Here is a 16,767-nt window from a genome sequence, read left to right as displayed (position 1 = left end):
AGTCTTATCAATACATAGGGCATAATTTTCGTGGATTTTTTTATGTATAATAGAAAATATTAAAGAAACAGCAAAAGAGAGACTTATGAGAAAAAGAATTATAAAATTAGTATTAAATAAAATATTTCAGTTTTTATTGGTTATGTTTTTATTATCCTTAATTGTATTTTATATGGCACGTCTTTCTCCGGGAGATCCGCTTAAATCATATTATGGTGAAAGCGTGGAACGTATGAGCATAGCCCAGCAAGAGGCAGCTATGGAAAGACTGGGTTTAGATGAACCTATATATTTACAGTATACAAAATGGATTGAGAATGCAGCAGCAGGGGACTTTGGAATTTCCTTTAAATATAAGCAGGATGTAATGAAAGTAATAGGAGATGTGTATGAAAATACATTGATCTTGGGAGGCCTTGCTTATATTTTAAACTTTGGATTAGCATTGCTTCTTGGAGTTTTCTGTGCCCTTCATGAAGAAGAATGGATAGATAGAATAATTTGCAAAATAGGAGTTGTGACAAATTGTATTCCGGCATTCTTTATTTCCTTAGTGTTTATTCTCATCTTTGGAGTAAATTTGGCAATACTGCCTACCAGCGGTGCTTATTCTATAGGGCAGTCTCAAAATATTATGGATAGATTAGTTCACTTAATATTACCACTGGCAGTACTTGTATTAGGACATCTCTGGTATTATACGTACATGGTGAGAAATAAATTATTGGAAGAGACAAGACAAGATTATGTCCTATTATGCAAAGTAAAGGGTTTAAGTAAAAGACAAATTATGTGGAAACACTGTTTAAAAAATATTATGCCGTCTTTTATAAGCATTATGGCTATTTCTATTCCTCATATTTTAGGAGGAACCTATGTAGTCGAGAAAGTTTTTTCTTATCCCGGTCTTGGAACTTTGAGTTTTGAAAGTGCTCAATTTCATGATTATAATATGCTGCTTGTATTATGCCTAATTACAGGAGCTGTGGTGGTAACAGCAAATATAACTGCTCAGATAATTAATGAAATAATTGACCCTCGAATGAAGTATGAGAGGGGTGATTTACAATGAATATCTTAAGAAGTTCTAAAGAGAATATAATAGAAGAGAGCAGAAAAATACCATACTATTCAATAACAATTCTTGCCATCATTATATTAGGATGTATATTTGCAAATATAATCATGCCTTATGATCCAACATATATGAATTTGGCACAGATAAGTCAAAGTCCAAGGGTAAATCACTTGTTCGGTACAGATACATTAGGCAGAGATATTTTTTCCATGATTTGGTACGGCGGCAGAATTTCATTGTTTATTGGCATACTTGCCACTGTAATTTCAACAACGATTGCAATTGTATATGGCTGTATTAGTGGTCTTATGGGCAAACATATAGATGATGCGATGATGCGTTTTACAGAAATAGTTTTAAGTATTCCGTCAATACTGATTGTCATTTTTATTCAAGCTATAATAGGTCAAAGCAACGCAGTCTCTATTGCATTTTCTATAGGAATTACCAGCTGGATGAATATTTCCAAAATAGTCAGAAGTGAAGTGAGACAAATTCGTAATAGCGAATACATTTTGGCAGCACGCAGCATGGGAGGCGGATTTTTCTATATTCTAAGAAAACATCTTTTACCTAACTTTATTTCATCCATTATGTTCATGGTTGTAACAAATATTGGATATGCAATAGGAACTGAAGCAACTCTAAGCTTTTTAGGAATTGGACTTCCCGTGGAAATAATATCATGGGGAAGTTTAATGGCACTTTCACAAAAAGCTTTATTATCTAACTTTTGGTGGATAATATTGATTCCGGGAATATTCTTAATAACTACTTTAGTTTGTATTACAAATATAGGTAACTATATACGAAAGAAAAATAACAGAGAGTTTAGCAATTTATAAAAAGCTTTTAATTTTTCAAGAGTATATTTAAATAAAATTTAAAGAGGAGAAAAGGAAATGAAATTAAACAAAATAGGTGTTATAGTATTGATTTTAGCACTGGTAGTTGGAACTTTTGCAGGCTGTGGCTCTGATACTAAGGGTGACACAGATGAAAAGGTACTTGTTTATGGCAGTGGAGATTATACAAGTATAAATCCGGCGCTATATGAACATGGAGAAATTAATTCTCTTATTTTTACAGGATTAACTGCACATAACAGTGAAAATAAGGTGGTTCCAAGTCTTGCTAAAAGTTGGGATTATGATGAAGGCTCTTATACTTATACTTTTCATTTAAGAGATGATGTAACTTTCCATGATGGAAAACCTTTTACAGCTGAAGATGTAAAATTTACTCTTGAAACAATTATGAATCCTGATAATGGTTCAGAGATTGCTTCAAATTATGAAGACATTACAAGTGTGGATATTGTAGATGATTATACTGTAAAAATTTCAATGAAGGCTCCCAATGTAGCTATGTTAGACTATTTGACAATAGGGATTCTTCCAAAGCATCTTTTAGAAGGAAAAGATATAATAACGGATGATTTTAACCAAAAGCCTATAGGGACAGGGCCATTTATGCTTTCTAATTGGGATAAAGGACAAAGTATTACTTTAGAAAAATATGATGATTTTTATCTTGGTGCAGCTAAGCTTGATAAAGTAATATTTAAAATTGTTGAAGATTATGATGCAAGAGCGTTGCAGCTTAAATCAGGCGAGCTTGATTTGGCACAAGTAACACCAAAGGCTGCTAAGGAATTTGAAAATAAAGATGGCTTTAAGTTAAATATAATGAAGACGGCGGATTACAGAGGAATTATGTACAACTTCAATAATCCTCTATTTGGCAATAATAAAGAATTACCAAAGGCTTTCAGCTATGCTATTGACAGACAGGCAATTGTGGACAGTGTACTTTTAGGACATGGTGAAGTTGCTTATTCTCCACTTCAAATAAGTGAGTATAATAATCCTAATATAGAAAAATATGAATATAATCCTGAAAAAGCAAAACAAATATTGGAAGAAGCAGGATGGATTATAGGAGACAGTGAATATTATGAAAAAGATGGCAAGGAACTAGGATTTACCATAAATAATAAACAGGGAGATCAGGTTCGTGTTGATATGTCAAACATTTGTGCACAGAATTTACAAGATATAGGAGTAAATGCAAAGGTAGAAGTAAATTCAAAAATAGATTGGGCGAATCAAGATTCATTTTTAGTAGGATGGGGAAGTCCATTTGACCCGGATGATCATACTTATAAAGTGTTTGGAACAGATAAAGGCTCAAATTATAATGGATATTCAAATAAAAAGGTAGATGAAATTCTTCAAAAAGCAAGAGAAACAGAAGACTTTGAAGCAAGGCTTCCTTTATATGAAGAATTTCAAAAGGAATTATCTAATGATCCTCCGTATACTTTCATAGCTTATATAGATGCCATGTATGTATCTAAGGAAGGTGTTACAGGAATAACTCCAGAGACTGTATTAGGACATCATGGAGTGGGAATCTTTTGGAATATTCAAGACTGGGATATTAAATAAAATAACAGTAAAATAAAATCCGGTTAAACATTAAGGAGCACAGCATGAATCAGATATTAAAAATTAATAATTTAACAGTATCTTTTCAAACTCAGATTGGTGAGACTCAAGCGGTAAAAGGTGTTTCTCTCTATTTAAATGAGGGAGAAACTTTAGCACTTGTGGGGGAGTCAGGCTGCGGTAAAACTGTGCTCTGCAAAACTATGTTGAAATTATTATGCAAAAGAGGAAGGGTAAAAGATGGAAATGCCCTTTTAAACGGTAAGGATCTTATAACCATGTCTGATAAAGAGATTATGGAAATAAGAGGTAAAGATATTGCTATGATTTTTCAAGATCCTATGACATCACTTAATCCAACTGTTTCCATTGGAAAACAGATAATGGAAGTTATGCAGATTCATGAAAATATAACAAAAGATGAAGCTAAGAAAAGAACTTTAGAGCTGATAAAAACAGTTGGAATTGATAATGCCGAAAAAAGATTTAAACAGTATCCTCATCATTTTTCAGGGGGACAGAGGCAGAGGGTGGCCATTGCCATCGCTCTTGCCGCAAGTCCGAAAATATTATTAGCTGACGAACCTACAACTGCGTTAGATTTAAATACACAGGATCAGATTATTAAACTTATTAAAGACATTCAGAAGAAGACAAATATTTCTGTTATATTTATTACCCATGATTTAGGCTTAGTAGAAGATATGGCAGATCGTGTAGCAGTCATGTATGACGGAAAGATAATTGAAGAAGGCATAGTTTCACAAATCTTTCAAAACCCTAAAGAGGAGTATACAAAAAAACTCCTTGGCTATTTAGATTATACTAAAGGGAGAGGTCACACTCATGGGAAAATTCATTTTCACAATGGATATGAACATGCCCATGAACATTCTGAAAAAGAGAAACATGCCCATAGTACAGGGGATATTACTGAAAGTAGTTTATATCAAGATAGAAATGTAAAAGAGAAATTAGTTGATATAAAAAATTTGAAGATGTACTTTGAATTAGACAAGCATAATATAACCAAGGCTGTAAATGATGTTTCCTTAGAAATTTATAAGGGAGAAATACTTGGTTTGATAGGTAAATCCGGGTGTGGAAAATCAACATTGGCAAGGTGCATAATGGAAATTTATAAACCTACAGCAGGAGAAATTTTATACTATGGCGATAATAAACAAATTATTTTTCAAGACTCTATGTCAGCTTTAAATTCAAGAATGACTATAGAAGAAATTATTGCAGAACCTCTTAGAATCAAAAAAATATATAAAAATAAAAAAGAACTTAAAGATAAAGTCTACAGTCTTATGAAACAGGTTGAACTGGATGTAGGCTTAGCAGAAAGATATCCTTATGATGTTTCGGGAGGACAAAGGCAAAGAGCGGCAATTGCAAGAGCCATAAGCTTAGATCCGGACTTGATAGTAGCAGATGAACCTATCTCATCTTTAGATGTATCTATACAGGCTCAAATAGTACATTTGTTCAAAAAATTACAGAAAGAACGTAATTTAACCATATTGTTTATTGCTCATGATTTACCTATGGTAAGACATATAAGTGACAGAATTTTGTCCATGGAAAATGGCAGGCTTAGTTAATATATTGTTGAAAAATATAGAAACCTATAATAATATATAATAGTTAGTTATATTTAAGAATTATATATTAGGGAAAGTTAGAGGTTAATATGGGAATTATCGCAAGTATATTGCCGATTTTATTAATGGTTATTATATGGGGTGCCCTTATAGGGCTTGGTATTTATGCCCTGATTTCTATTATAAAGTATACAAATAGAAAACCAAGGGAAGAAAAACTCACTATAATGGTTGGGGGTAAACCCAGATTTTTGATGAATGCAAATGGCAATCTTTTAATAAATATAAATAACATAAAAAGCATATATTTAGAAAACTTTTCAGTTTATGCTCAATTGTTTGATGGCGAAACTTACATAATCAAGAAGTGCCAGGATGAAAATAGCGCTAAAGAAGAATTGCAGAAGACTGTAGAATTAATTAATTCAGAAGATAAGTAAAAATAAATATATATAATTTAGGCAGACCTTTATGTTTAGGTCTGTCTCTTTTATTGGTAAAATGTTGAAAAATGTTGTATACTAGTATGCATGACGATAAAGGGGTGGTTAAATGACAAAAACAAACAAAAGAGTTTTATTAATAAGTGCTATTATATTTATAAGCTTTAATTTGAGAGCTCCCATTACATCTGTAGGCTCACTTGCTGATCTTATTCGTAATGATTTGGAAGTTTCTAACGGATTTATTGGGTTTATTACAACACTGCCATTGCTTGCTTTTGCGTTTTTTTCTCCATTTGTCTCTAATCTTGCAGGCAGATATGGCATTAAAAAAACCATGTCATTTGGTATGTTTGCCATAATAGCAGGAGGGATAATACGTTCGTATACAGGAAGTTTAGGACTTATTTTGGGAACCGGTCTAATCGGAATTGGTATATCAGTTGGAAATGTACTTGTTCCAAGTATTATAAAAAAGAAATTTCCAAATAAAATTGGTATTGTGACAAGTGTATATATCACTTGCCAAGGTATATTTGCGGGGGTGGGAGCTGGATTGAGCTATCCCCTTGCAGATAATTTCGGTCTTGGGTGGAAAATATCTTTGTCAATATGGTCAGTAGTGGCACTCATTGCCCTTTTTCTGTGGCTTCCGCAGGTGGATTCTGATTTGGGAAAGGATTCATTTAAATTATCGTCTGATCATACGGAAAATAAGAAAACAAACACAATAAAAGAGGCCAGAAAACATTTGTTAAAATCTCCATTAGCATGGTATATTACAATTTTTATGGGCAGTCAGTCACTTTGTTATTATTCCGTAACTGCATGGCTTCCGTCAATTCTTATATCAAAAGAAATGACTTCGCAGGCTGCCGGATATATGGCGTTTTGGTTTCAGCTTGTAGGACTTGCAATATCTTTTATAGTACCTATCCTATCAACTAAAATGCAGGAAAGACAAACTTTCATTGCAGCTGCCATGTGTATTTTTTACTTTATTGGAATTGTTACACTTCCTTTTGGCAATCATGTTTTAATAGTTATGGCAGAACTTGTTTTTACGTCAATAGGAGCATCAGCTACGTATTCATGGATTATAGTTATTTTGACTTTAAAATCAAAAAATGCATGGGAGGTATCACTGCTTTCAGGAATGTCACAATCAGTTGGTTATTTATTTGCAGCCATGGGCCCAACTTTATCAGGAATACTCTATGATATTTATGGTAATTGGAATATGACTATCGGATTTTTATTAGCTATAGTAATTATTATGCTTTTTTCTGGTATTTTAATAACGAGGACAGATAAGCTCTAGGCAGGAAAGAAGGCTATTTATATGAATATCTTAATTTTATCCTTTGAAGTAGTATTTCCTATATTTGGAATGATGTTTTTGGGATATTATTTGAAATGTATAAAGATGTTTGATGACAAAACTTTAAAGGTAATGAATAATGTGGTCTTCCGTGTGTTTTTACCATTACTGCTTTTTATAAATGTATATCAAACAAATTTAAAAGAAGCATTTAATATAAAACTTGTTAGTTATGCTTTAATATGTATTCTTCTGGAATATATGATATTATTTGTATTAATACCACGTTTAAGTAAAAATAGAAAAAGATGCGGTGCAATTATACAAGGCTGTTTTAGAAGTAATTTTGTTCTTTTCGGTCTGCCTATTACAATAGAACTGTTTGGAAATTCTTGTGCAGGACATATTTCATTACTTATTGCAGCAGTAGTTCCTGTATATAATTTTTTGGCAGTTATTGTATTAGAAACTTTTAGGGGCACGAAGGCAGATTTTAAAAAATTAATTAAAGGAATTATAACTAATCCTTTAATAATTGCTTCTGCTTTAGGAGTTTTGTCCTTGTTATTACATATAAGAATACCTGAATTTTTAGAAAGTACAATGGTGAGTATTTCAAATATTGCTACTCCCCTGGCCCTTATACTTTTAGGTGCAAGTTTCCATTTTTTCAGTGTAAAGCATAATTTAAAACCTTTAATTTTTGCTGTTATGGGAAGACTAGTAATTATACCCGGTGTTGTACTGCCTATTGGGATTTACCTTGGATTCAGAGGTATTGAAATTGGAGCATTGCTTGCAGTATTTGCATCACCTACAGCGATTTCTTCATTTGTAATGGCACAGCAGATGGACTCTGATGATGAATTGGCAGGTCAAATTGTTGTTTTTACTTCCACTTTTTCAATAATTACTGTTTTTTTATGGGTAGCTGTTCTAAAAGTAGGAGGTTTTATTTAAAGACATGCGTAAGCATTAAAAATTGTGTTATAATGGTTCCTATGATTGAGACAGTGTTGCTGCAAGGAAGGAACCATTGAAACATGCTTGGTAGCTTGTGTCATGTTATAATGATTTCTATGATTGAGACAGCGTTGCTGCAAGGAAGGAACCATTGAAACATGCTTGTTAGCTTGTGTCATGTTATAATGGTTTCTATGATTAAGACAGCGTTGCTGTAAGGAAGAAATCATTGAATCATGTCTGCAGTTATAAAGTGGTCTGCAGAATATGGAAACATGATATAATGGTTCCTATGATTGAGACAGCGTTGCTGCAAGGAAGGAACCATTGAAACATGTTTGTTAACTTGTGTCATGTTATAATGGTTTCTATGATTGAGACAGCGTTGCTGTTTAATATAATAAAGCTGCTGATTCCCATACGAATCAGGGCATGAAAGGAAGATAAAGAGATGACAAAAAAAACATATTATATTTCTACACCTATTTATTATCCAAGTTCCAATCTTCATATTGGACACACGTATTGTACTGTTATGGCAGATGCTATGGCTCGTTTTAAGCGCTTATGCGGTTATGATGTAATGTTTTTAACAGGTACTGATGAACATGGTCAAAAAATTCAAAAGATTGCTGATGAAAAAGGAATTACGCCACAGGAGCATGTTGATGAAATTGTCAGCGGTATAAAAGAACTTTGGAAAACTATGGAAATATCATATGATGATTTTATAAGAACTACAGAACCTCGTCATGTGAAGAGGGTTCAATATATATTTAATAAGATGTATGAAAAGGGAGATATTTATAAGGGTGAATACGAAGGTTGGTATTGTACTCCATGTGAAGCCTTCTGGACAGAAACACAAGCAGTTGACGGCAAATGTCCTGATTGCGGAAGACCTGTGGAAAAGGCAAAGGAATCAGCATATTTCTTTAAGCTTTCTAAATATCAGGATAGGCTAATAGATTTATTTGAGAATAACCCTGAATTCTTACAACCGGATACAAGAAGAAATGAAATGATCAGCTTTGCAAAACAAGGTCTTGAAGATCTTTGTATTTCACGTTCATCCTTTGATTGGGGAATTAAGGTTCCAATAGATGAAAAACATGTTATTTATGTATGGCTTGACGCACTTTCAAACTATATCACAGCCCTTGGATATCCCGATGATCCTGAAAAATATGATAAATATTGGCCTTGTGATGTTCATTTGGTAGGAAAGGAAATAGTAAGATTCCACTCAATTATTTGGCCGGCAATGCTTATGTCATTGGATTTACCACTTCCAAAGAAGGTACTTGGACATGGCTGGCTGCTTCTTGAAGGCGGTAAAATGTCAAAATCAAAGGGAAATGTTGTAGATCCTGTTGCTCTAATTGATAGATATGGAGTTGATGCTTTAAAATATTTCTTGCTTCGAGAATATACTTTTGGTCAAGATGGATTATTTACAAATGAAGTTATGCTGAACCGTATGAATTTTGATCTTGCAAATGACCTTGGAAATTTAGTCAGCAGAACTGTTGCTATGATTGAAAAATACAATGATGGAACAATTCCTGCGGTAAAGGGAGACGGAGAATTTGATGCTGATTTAAAAGAAATTGCCATAGGTGCAGCTTCTAAAGTTGAAGCAAATATGAATAAATTTGCTTTTAGTCAAGCGTTAGAAGAAATTTGGATTCTCGTAAGACGAACAAACAAATATATAGATGAGACTATGCCTTGGGTGCTTGCTAAAGACGAATCCACAAAAGATAGATTGGATACAGTACTTCATAATCTTTGTGAATCAATTAGAATAATTTCAATATTAATTTATCCATTTATGCATACTACATCAAAAGAAATAAGAAAACAACTTGGAATATGGTATGCTGATGTAGAATGGAAGGATGCTTTTGTATTCGATATGCTTGGTATGGAAAAGGTTAAAAAAGGCAAAGCTATTTTCCCAAGACTTGATATTGAAAAGGAATTGGAAGAATTAGAAGCTATGAAGCCAAGTGCACAGCCTGATGAGCCTCCTACACAATTTAAAGAAGAAATTACAATAGAAGATTTTGATAAGATAGATTTGAAGGTTGGTGAAATCTTAGAATGTAAGAAACACCCTAAGGCAGACAAACTTCTAGTATCTAAAGTAAAAATCGGAACAGATACAAGACAAATAGTTTCCGGAGTTGCAAAGCATTATACACCTGAGCAAATGGTTGGTAAAAAAGTTATTGTAGTAGCCAACTTAAAACCTATTAAATTGAGAGGCGAAGAATCAAAAGGTATGATATTATTTGCAGATAATAAGGATAAGCTTGAATTTGTTACTACAGAAGCACAGAACGGAAACAATGTACAATAATAACAGCTATTTGTTTAATAAAAGGATGGTCTATTTATGTTATTTGATTCACATGCTCATATAAATTCAGAAGAATATGATTCTGACAGAGAAACAATTATAAAGGCAATAGAAGATGCCAAGATGTCGTATGTTATGGATATTGGGTTTGATTTGGAAAGCTCTGTAAAAGCTACAGAACATGCTGCAAAATATCCTTGGTGTTATGCAGCTGTAGGATGTCATCCCCATGACACAAATAGTATGGATGAGGCAGCTATGATTATGTTTAAGGGACTTGCTAAGAAAAAGAAAGTGCAGGCAATTGGTGAAATTGGACTTGATTATTATTATGACAATTCTGAAAGAGATGTTCAAAAATATTGGTTTAGACGTCAAATTCAACTTGCCATTGAACTTGGTATGCCAATTGTAATACATGACAGAGATGCACACGAAGATGTGCTTACAATTTTGAAAGAAGAAGGCGTTTTCAGTAAAAGCAGGTTGGATAAGTTTAACGGAGATGCAAAGCTATTAATTCATTGTTTTTCAGGAAGCAGTGAACTTGCAAAGCAATATATTAAGCTTGGAGGTACTATTTCTATAGCAGGACCTATAACTTATAAGAATGCAAAAAAAGGAATAGAGGTTGTAGAAACTATTCCTTTAGAAAAAATGTTAATAGAAACAGATTCACCATATTTGACACCTGTACCTCATAGAGGGAAAAGAAATATGCCTCCTTTTGTAGAGTACACAGCAGCAAAGATTGCAGAAATAAAAGGTATCAGTTATGAGCAAGTGGTGAATACAACTTGTCAAAATGCAATGAAATTTTTCGACATTCAAGATTAATTGTAAAAACTACGTAGAAATTGATGGAAAATACTACGTATATTATGCAAATTACAACATATTTATACAAATCATCTCGCTATAATACTTACAAAGGGGTGATTTTAGTGGAATTGTTGTTAGATGCATTGTTTAATAAAAAAGAAAAATCTGCGATAGCAGGAACAAAAATAAAAATAGGGTATTATATAAACTTAATTGCTTTGGCAGGTGTTTCATTTCTTCTTGGAAGAGTAGCTTTATTTGAAAATATTTTCCCATGCGGACCTGCGTTAACGGCGGTATTAATGTCAAGAGGTAAAATCAATGTTTATGCACTGCCGTTTATTCTTCTCGGATCGTTTACTAATAAGTGGACAGGCTATGATGTATGGGGAGATATAATTGCCACTGTAATTTGTGGTGCAGTATTCTTTTTGTTGAATAAGAGAAAACTTTCATTGCTTGGAGTAGGGATAATAACGGCTGCTATTACCAGTATTGTAAAAGCATTTATAATTATTACCGGACCAATTGTTTTTAAATATGACATTATAATGTTATGTATGGAAGCTGTATTAGTTGTTGGTTTTGTATATTTATTTTATTTCTTTTTTAATATAATGGATAAAAGCAATGAAAAAGAAAAACCTATTGCTCAGGGCATTGTAGTCTTATCGGCAGTTTCTATTCTTGCCGTAGGCGGACTCGGAATAGATACGATTGCATTTTTTTCTCCTGTGTATGTAGTATCACTTTTTATATCACTTTTTATTGGGTATAAAATGGGTGTAATGGAAGGTGGTTTGGCAGGTATTGCTTCAGGACTTACACTTATGATGGTAGCTTCAGGAACTCCTGCGATTATAGGGATTTTTGCCTGTAGCGGTATGGTTGCAGGATTTTTTACAGGATTAAGCAGAATAGTGACGGGAACATGTTTTATTGCAGTCTGTTTGGGATTTGGAATGATAAAAGGATATCCGGAACTTTATTTAACTGCGGCAGATCCTATTATCGCAGCTGTAATTTTTATGTTCCTGCCTCAAAAATTGATTTATAAATTGGAGATACTTTTAGCAAGATTAAGAGATTGTGAGCAATATTATGATCTTATTTCCAGAGAAAAAATTAAAAATACATTGCATGGATATTTAGAAACTTTTGAAAAACTTGCTGCATTGTATGGCAGAACAAAAGATAGTCAATCTATAATTCCTATGCAGTTTAAAGCATTGACAAGATTAACAAAAAATATGATTTTGGATTTGGACAAGCCCGAGAAGGCAAATATAATGCAAAAACCGAGATATAACGTAGACGTGGGAGTTTCAGGTTATGCAAAAGAAGATAATATTTCGGGTGATAGTTATTTATGCACGGAAATGAAAAATGGAGATTATATTCTTGCTTTGAGTGATGGAATGGGAAAAGGAAGACGGGCAGCAGATGAGAGTGGTCTTACTATTTCAACCTTGCATAATTTATTGAAAGCAGGTTTCGATATAGAACTTGCATTAAGAACAATAAATTCTTTACTTCTTGCTAATTCCACAGAAGAAATTTTTTCCACTGTGGATATGGGTATTTTGAATAGAAATACGGGAAATCTGCAATTGTTTAAAATCGGCGCGGCGGCTACTTTTATTAAAAGAGGCGATCATGTTGAGGCTATTAAAATTGCAGCACTTCCAATAGGTATAATAAACAGGATTTCTGTGGATTCTATAGATATTAAAGTTCGTAAAGGTGATGAAATTATAATTGTATCTGATGGGATTACAGATGCAGACAGAGAAGACAGGCAGCTTGACTGGCTTATAGATACTATTGTAAATATCAAGTCAAAAGATCCGCAGACCATGTCTGATCTGATTATAAATAAAGCAGTTGAACGTTATGGATTAAAAGAAAAAGATGATATGACAGTTATTACAGCAGTGGTAAATTAAATATTAATAACTCTAATATAGAAAAATATGTTATAATGATTTCTATGATTGATACAGTGTTGCTGTAAGTTGGAAATTATTGAAATCATGTCTGCAGTTATAAAGTGGTCTATATAATGTGGAAACAATATAATAAAATTATGATTATAGAAAAAGTAAAAAATACTATTTTAAATAATGGATTGTTAGAAAAAGGAGAGCATATCGTAATAGGACTTTCAGGAGGTCCAGATTCGGTGTGCCTTTTTCATGTTCTTAATGAAATCAGGGAAGAATTTAATATTACTCTTCATGCAGTACATGTTAATCATCAATTTAGACCAGGTGCAGCAGAAGAGGATCAAAATTATGTTGAATTACTTTGCAAAAAATATGATATACCTTGTTATAGCTTTACATATGATGTAAATAAGATTGCAAGTGATGAAGGAATTTCAGGTGAAGAGGCAGGAAGAAATGTCCGTTATAAGTCGTTTTATAAAATAGCAAATAAAATAAATTCTCAAAAAGTTAAAATAGCAGTAGCTCAAAATCTTAATGATCAGGCAGAAACTTTGTTAATGAGAATAATACGTGGTACAGGTACAGATGGACTTTCGGGAATTGAATATATGCGTAGTGGTGAGGGAGGATTTTCAATAATAAGACCTCTTCTTGATATAAGCAGAAAAGAAATAGAAGAATATTGTGCTGTGAATAATTTAAATCCCCGAATTGATCATACAAATTTACAGGCTATTTATACAAGGAATAAAGTGAGACTTGAATTGATACCATATATTGAGGAAAACTTTAATAAAAATATTATGCTGGCATTAAATCGTTTGGCTAATATTGCAAAAGAGGATAAAGAATATATTTATAGTGTTGTTGACAAAATAATTGAAAAGTATGCTAAGCAAAATGAAGAAAATTTAATTAGCATTGATCTTAATATTCTTAAAAATTTATATCCTGCTGTTAGAAATAGAGTTATCATTAGGCTTTTTAAAAAAATCGGATTGATTCAAGATATTTCTGCAGTACATCTTAAAGCTGCAGAGAATATTTTAGAAGAAGCAAAAACTTCATCTAGTGTAGATTTTCCTAATGACTATGGTATAAGGATATCTTATGGAAATGCAGAGCTTTATAAAAAAAATGATGACAAAGATAATTATTATGAATTAAACGGATATCTTAAGTCAAAAATCTTAATGGATTTAAAGAATATTTGTTTAAATGAGAATACACAGGCTTTTGATTATGATAAAATTAAAAATAGTGGATGCAAATTAATTTTGAGGACAAGGAAACAAGGTGATTATATTTGTCCTAAAGGGATGAAAGGTACAAAGAAGTTACAAGATTTTTTTGTAGATGCTAAAATTAAAAAAGAAAGAAGAGATTTTATCCCATTAGTTTGCTTAGGTTCAGAGGTGATATGGATAATTGGTTATAGGATCAGCGAAAATTATAGGTTAAAAGAGGAAACGGCGCATATCCTTTTACTTGAATATAGTATTTAGATATGATAAACTGTTAAACGTGATTTTGTACAAAAAAATAAAATCATATATATTGTAAAGGGAGGAATAACATACATTGAAGAGAAATTTTAAAAATTTAGGTATATATATTATTATTTTTGCCATTGTTCTTGCAGTAGCTTGGTTTTATCAAGGCAGTAAACAACAGGAGGTAAAAGAGATAGCATATTCAGATTTTGCTTCATATTTAAATCAGGAAAAAGTAAAAGAAATAACAATAGTTGATACCACATTATCAGGAACCTTGAAATCAGGAGAAAAAGTAGTGATGTATTCACCTTCTTTCCTTGAAATACAAATGCTTGAGGAAGAATATATTTTCCCTCAAATGAAGGAAGGAAAAATTAAAAAAGTTGCCGGTGTAAAACCGAAAAAGCAATCCATATTTTTATCTATGCTTCCTACTCTTGTGATTATTGTTATTTTCGTCATCTTCTGGCTCATGTTTATGAATCAAGGCCAGGGCGGCGGAAAAGTCATGTCCTTTGGTAAAAGCAGGGCCAAGCTGCATAAGGATGAGGACTTAAAAAAAGTGACCTTTAACGATGTCGCGGGATTAGACGAAGAAAAAGAGGAACTCTCTGAAATAGTGGATTTTCTTAAAAATCCTAAAAAATATAGGGATCTAGGTGCAAGGATACCAAAAGGTGTTTTACTTGTAGGTCCTCCGGGAACAGGTAAAACATATTTGTCAAAAGCAGCAGCGGGAGAAGCCGGCGTACCTTTTTACAGCATAAGTGGTTCAGACTTTGTAGAAATGTTTGTAGGTGTTGGTGCCTCCAGAGTAAGAGATTTATTTGAACAGGCAAAGAAAAGTTCACCATGTATTGTTTTTATAGATGAAATTGATGCAGTGGGCAGAAAAAGAGGCGCAGGTTTAGGCGGAGGAAATGATGAACGTGAGCAAACTTTAAATCAATTGCTTGTAGAACTTGATGGATTTGGTGAAAATACAGGAATTATCATTCTTGCAGCTACAAATAGACCGGACGTATTAGATCCTGCATTATTAAGACCGGGAAGATTTGACAGACAAGTTGTTATCGGAATTCCTGATATTAAAGGCAGAGAGGCAATTTTTAAAGTACATTCAAAGAATAAGCCGTTAGATGAGACCGTTGATCCTAAAGTTTTAGCAAGAAGAACACCAGGATTTACTCCTGCTGATATAGAAAACTTATTAAATGAAGCAGCGCTTTTAACTGCAAGAAGAAACGGAAGAAAAATTCGTATGGATGAAATTGAAGAATCCATTACAAAGGTAATTGCAGGACCGGAAAAGAAGAGCAGAGTAATAAGTGAAACAGAAAGAAAGCTTACGGCATTTCATGAAGCCGGTCATGCCCTTATTGCTAGAATGATGCCAAATACAGACCCTGTACATCAAGTAACTATTATTCCGAGGGGTAGAGCTGGTGGATTTACTATGATTCTTCCAAAAGAAGATAAATATTATGCCACAAAGACAACGATGGAAGAACAGATTGTACACTTGTTAGGAGGCAGAGTTGCTGAAAAACTTACTTTAAACGATATTAGTACTGGTGCAAGCAATGATATTGAGAGAGCTACTGATATTGCAAGAGATATGGTTACAAAATATGGATTCAGTGAAAAGATAGGAACTGTAAACTATAGTTCATCAGATGAAGTCTTTTTAGGAAAAGATTTTTCCACAAGAAAAAATCACTCAGAAGAAATGGCTTCTGAAATAGATGAAGAAGTTCGAAGGATTATACAAGATGCTTTTGATCAAGCCGAAAAGTTATTATCTGAAAATATAGATAAACTTCATTTAGTGGCAAATACTCTTCTTGAAATAGAAACATTAGATGGAGAACAGTTTGAAGCTTTATTTACCGGTGAAAAAACCAGTGAACAGCTTATTGCTGAAGTTAGAGATATGGAAAAGGTTCTCGAAAAAGCTAATGCTGAGGAAGCTGCTGAATCAGAAAACCTTATGCGTTTAGAAAGTATTAAAGAAAATAATGAAATTTCCACAGATGATGAAAACGTATTAGATAGTAAAGATGAAATTTCAGAAGATGAAACTATATTAGATAGTAATGACGAAATTTTAGAAGATAAAACTATGCTAGACAAGGAATCAGATAATGATGAAAAAAATTAAATAATTTTATACTTTTTAAAATTAACATTCAGCAAATTAATATATCATTATTAGTTTGCTGAAATTTTTTATCATAAGAAATACAGCAAAGAGTATAAATAATTTAAAT

13 protein-coding genes are annotated in these 16,767 nt (G+C 32.7%); 12 read left to right on the top strand and 1 reads right to left on the bottom strand.

From position 1 onward, the window contains the following. Positions 1–85: 85 nt before the first annotated feature. The 7 genes from K292_RS0113060 (at position 86) to K292_RS0113030 (ending at position 7,862) form a co-directional block, all read left to right on the top strand. Positions 86–1,072 carry an ABC transporter permease gene (locus K292_RS0113060; protein WP_037373219.1) on the top strand — a complete coding sequence of 329 codons (987 nt, stop codon included), beginning with the start codon at positions 86–88 and terminating at the stop codon, positions 1,070–1,072. Next, on the top strand, positions 1,069–1,923 hold the full coding sequence (locus K292_RS0113055) for an ABC transporter permease (protein ID WP_037373218.1): 855 nt from the start codon (positions 1,069–1,071) through the stop codon (positions 1,921–1,923). The genes K292_RS0113060 and K292_RS0113055 overlap by 4 nt, the downstream gene beginning before the upstream one ends. A 57-nt stretch (positions 1,924–1,980) precedes the next feature. Then, positions 1,981–3,528: an ABC transporter substrate-binding protein gene (locus K292_RS0113050; RefSeq protein WP_027400193.1), complete on the top strand. Its 1,548-nt coding sequence runs from the start codon at positions 1,981–1,983 to the stop codon at positions 3,526–3,528. A gap of 44 nt (positions 3,529–3,572) precedes the next feature. After that, entirely contained in the window at positions 3,573–5,138 is a 1,566-nt protein-coding gene (locus K292_RS17230) for a dipeptide ABC transporter ATP-binding protein (protein WP_037373254.1), read from the top strand. 89 nt (positions 5,139–5,227) lie between these two features. Further along, a complete protein-coding gene (locus K292_RS0113040; protein WP_027400192.1) occupies positions 5,228–5,578 on the top strand; it encodes a hypothetical protein in 351 nt (116 codons plus the stop codon). A 112-nt stretch (positions 5,579–5,690) separates the two neighbouring features. Beyond that, complete coding sequence (locus K292_RS17225) at positions 5,691–6,902, top strand: CynX/NimT family MFS transporter (RefSeq protein ID WP_037373217.1); 1,212 nt, start codon at positions 5,691–5,693, stop codon at positions 6,900–6,902. A gap of 21 nt (positions 6,903–6,923) precedes the next feature. Next, positions 6,924–7,862, top strand: coding sequence for an AEC family transporter (locus K292_RS0113030; RefSeq protein WP_027400191.1), 939 nt, complete (start codon positions 6,924–6,926; stop codon positions 7,860–7,862). Here K292_RS0113030 and K292_RS18750 read toward each other — a convergent pair. Continuing rightward, on the bottom strand, positions 7,859–8,095 hold the full coding sequence (locus tag K292_RS18750) for a hypothetical protein (RefSeq protein WP_156900544.1): 237 nt from the start codon (positions 8,093–8,095) through the stop codon (positions 7,859–7,861). The genes K292_RS0113030 and K292_RS18750 overlap by 4 nt on opposite strands. 221 nt (positions 8,096–8,316) lie before the next feature. Here K292_RS18750 and metG point away from each other — a divergent pair, with 221 nt between their 5' ends. The 5 genes from metG (at position 8,317) to ftsH (ending at position 16,658) form a co-directional block, all read left to right on the top strand. Then, positions 8,317–10,230, top strand: a complete 1,914-nt coding sequence (gene metG, locus K292_RS0113025) for a methionine--tRNA ligase (RefSeq protein WP_027400190.1) — start codon at positions 8,317–8,319, stop codon at positions 10,228–10,230. 36 nt (positions 10,231–10,266) lie between these two features. Then, a complete protein-coding gene (locus tag K292_RS0113020; RefSeq protein ID WP_027400189.1) occupies positions 10,267–11,067 on the top strand; it encodes a TatD family hydrolase in 801 nt (266 codons plus the stop codon). Positions 11,068–11,174: 107 nt separating this feature from the next. Further along, a complete protein-coding gene (locus K292_RS0113015; RefSeq protein ID WP_027400188.1) occupies positions 11,175–12,998 on the top strand; it encodes a SpoIIE family protein phosphatase in 1,824 nt (607 codons plus the stop codon). A 116-nt stretch (positions 12,999–13,114) separates the two neighbouring features. After that, complete coding sequence (gene tilS, locus K292_RS0113010) at positions 13,115–14,506, top strand: tRNA lysidine(34) synthetase TilS (protein ID WP_051280744.1); 1,392 nt, start codon at positions 13,115–13,117, stop codon at positions 14,504–14,506. Positions 14,507–14,582: 76 nt separating this feature from the next. Continuing rightward, positions 14,583–16,658, top strand: a complete 2,076-nt coding sequence (gene ftsH / locus K292_RS0113005) for an ATP-dependent zinc metalloprotease FtsH (protein ID WP_027400186.1) — start codon at positions 14,583–14,585, stop codon at positions 16,656–16,658. The last annotated feature ends 109 nt before the right edge of the window (positions 16,659–16,767 follow it).

The sequence above is a fragment of the Anaerovorax odorimutans DSM 5092 genome, assembly GCF_000426305.1.
In the GTDB taxonomy this organism is placed as follows: domain Bacteria; phylum Bacillota; class Clostridia; order Peptostreptococcales; family Anaerovoracaceae; genus Anaerovorax; species Anaerovorax odorimutans.
Note: the sequence above shows the minus strand (reverse complement) of the source record. Positions and strands in the feature narration are given on the sequence as shown.